The following is a 2,685-nucleotide window of genomic DNA, read 5'->3' as shown; positions in this document are numbered from 1 at the left end:
CTTTATATTGGATTTGGATAGGTTTACTACCACCAAACCATTATAAAGGATTTTTTTATGGAAAAATATAGTTACAGAAAATTCAGATTTATTATGTCTATTGATATTTTTTATGCGACACTAGTGATTTACAGTAGAAACACAAATTTGAGGAGAGAGTTTTATTGAAGAAAATTCGAAAGGCCATCATTCCGGCGGCGGGTTTGGGAACACGTTTTCTGCCCGCGACGAAAGCTATGCCGAAGGAGATGTTGCCAATAGTGGATAAACCAACAATTCAATATATAGTGGAAGAAGCCATCGCATCCGGCATTAAAGATATCATTATTGTTACCGGAAAGGGAAAACGTGCAATCGAAGACCATTTCGACTATGCTTTCGAACTTGAGGCAAATCTAGTGGAACAGGAAAAATTCGAATTGCTGGAAAAAGTGCGTGTCTCATCAGACATCGACATTCACTACATCCGGCAAAAACAGCCACTTGGTTTGGGACATGCCATTTGGTGCGCCCGCAACTTTATCGGTGACGAACCATTCGCTGTTTTACTGGGTGACGATATCGTCCAAAGTGAAACACCTTGTTTGAAACAATTGATGAACCAATACGATAAAACATTTTCCAGCGTCATTGGCGTCATGGAAGTGCCGGACAGTGAGGTGCATCGATATGGTGTCATCGATCCAATCTCAACGGACAGTCCATTAATGCAAGTGTCGAAATTTATTGAAAAACCATCAACCGAAGAAGCGCCATCCAGATACGCAATTATTGGCCGCTATATACTAACACCTGAAATTTTCCGTTTCCTGGATCAAAAGAAAAAAGGAAAAGGCGGCGAAATCCAACTGACGGATGCCATTGAGGATTTGAATACAATCCAGCGGGTATTTGCGTACCGATTTGAAGGAAAGCGATATGATGTCGGAAATCAAATGGGCTTCATTGAAACAACAATCGACTTTGCTTTAAATCGTGACGACTTGAGGGAAGATGTGAGAAATTTCATTTTGGAAAAGGCAAAACAATTGGCTGAGCAAAAATAAATCAAGTAATCTAGGTTTGCAATAAAGAATCCATAACTTTCTGAATAGTGAATCATCAAGGGGGAAATTGGCATTGTTTCCTCCAAAACTCATTTTCCTTTGATTTTTTCTATGTCATAATAGAAAAACAAATATAGAAAGAAATGGGGCATTGATATTGTACACGAAACTGGTACAAACTACTCTATTAAATTGTACATTGGATCATCATGACATAGAACGGTACAAAAATCGGATAGTACAAATACACGATGAATTGGAAAACGCCCATGAGATGATTGGCTGGATTGATTACCCTTTGCAAAACCATGACCAGCTATTTAATGAAATCAAAAATGTCAAACGTGAAATTTGTGCAAAGGCGGATGTTTTGGTGGTAATCGGGATTGGAGGATCCTTTTTGGGCGCCCGCGCCGTGCAAGATGCATTGACGCCTTATTTTGGTGTACATAAGGATGGCATTGAAGTGATTTATGTCGGCCACCATATGAGCGGCGCCTATATGCATCAAATTCTTGAATATCTTGATGATAAAGAAGTGTACATCAATGTCATTTCAAAATCCGGTGGCACAATGGAAACCGCGCTGGCGTTCCGTGTGTTGCGGCAATACATGGAAAGGCGTTATGGAGAAGAGGCGATACAGCGCATCATTGTGACCACCGATCCTGAAAAAGGCATATTAAAGAAAATAGCGGATGCGATAGGATACCGTCAATTTCCAATTCCTTCGGACATTGGTGGCCGTTATTCAGTATTGACGCCAGTGGGTTTGTTGCCGATTTCCGTTGCGGGAATCGATATTGCGCAATTTATGGAAGGTGCAAAAAAAGCCGCCATTGAACTGAAAGAACCCGACCTGGAACTGAATCACGCTTACCAATATGCGGTCATGCGAAATATTCTTTACAACGAAGGGTACAGTGTGGAGTTGCTCGCCTCCTTCGAACCATCGCTAAAGAAATTCCACGAATGGTGGATGCAATTGTTCGGAGAAAGCGAAGGAAAAGAAAGAAAAGGGTTGTTCCCTACTTGCGTGACCTACTCCACGGATTTGCATGCCATCGGCCAATTCATCCAAGAAGGCAGCCCGATATTATTTGAAACACTTCTTCATTTTCATGAAATTACGGATGATTATACAGTTCCTTTTGATGGGCGTAATGAGGATGGATTAAACTACTTGGCCGGCCGTTCCTTAAATGAAATCAACGCCACTTCCAAACAAGGCACAGCCCTCGCCCATGCGGAAGGCGGAGTGCCGGTCATCCAATTGGAAATGGCGAAATTGGATGCTTATCATTTGGGTTATTTAATTTACTTCTTTATGAAGGCCTGCGCAATGAGTGCAAAGTTGATCGAAGTGAATCCTTTTGATCAGCCTGGGGTGGAGGCTTATAAAAGGAAAATGTTGGAATTGTTGATCAATAAATAATGTATAGTTTATTTTGATATAATAAAAAATCCCTCGCTAGCATTAATAAAATCATAGCAAGGGATTTTTTATGTTTAATTGTAAGCCCGAAATCAAACAACGCCTATAAATCAATGACACCTCCCTGTAAGATGAAAGTAACAATTACAGAGGAGGTGTTCTTTTTTTGACAACGGAAAAACTCAATATCGTGCCTGTAAAATT

The 2,685-nt window shown here is 40.6% G+C and carries 2 protein-coding genes; both read left to right on the top strand.

Translation table 11 applies throughout. The features are described 5' to 3' along the window. Window positions 1-164 precede the first annotated feature (164 nt). Window positions 165-1,046, top strand: a complete 882-nt coding sequence (gene galU, locus ACFPOH_RS11255) for a UTP--glucose-1-phosphate uridylyltransferase GalU (RefSeq protein WP_390309696.1) — start codon at window positions 165-167, stop codon at window positions 1,044-1,046. Between the two features lie 157 nt (window positions 1,047-1,203). Further along, complete coding sequence (locus tag ACFPOH_RS11250) at window positions 1,204-2,481, top strand: glucose-6-phosphate isomerase (protein WP_390309694.1); 1,278 nt, start codon at window positions 1,204-1,206, stop codon at window positions 2,479-2,481. The last annotated feature ends 204 nt before the right edge of the window (window positions 2,482-2,685 follow it).

Source organism: Ureibacillus suwonensis (assembly GCF_042655065.1).
Lineage (GTDB): Bacteria > Bacillota > Bacilli > Bacillales_A > Planococcaceae > Ureibacillus > Ureibacillus suwonensis.
Note: the sequence above shows the minus strand (reverse complement) of the source record. Positions and strands in the feature narration are given on the sequence as shown.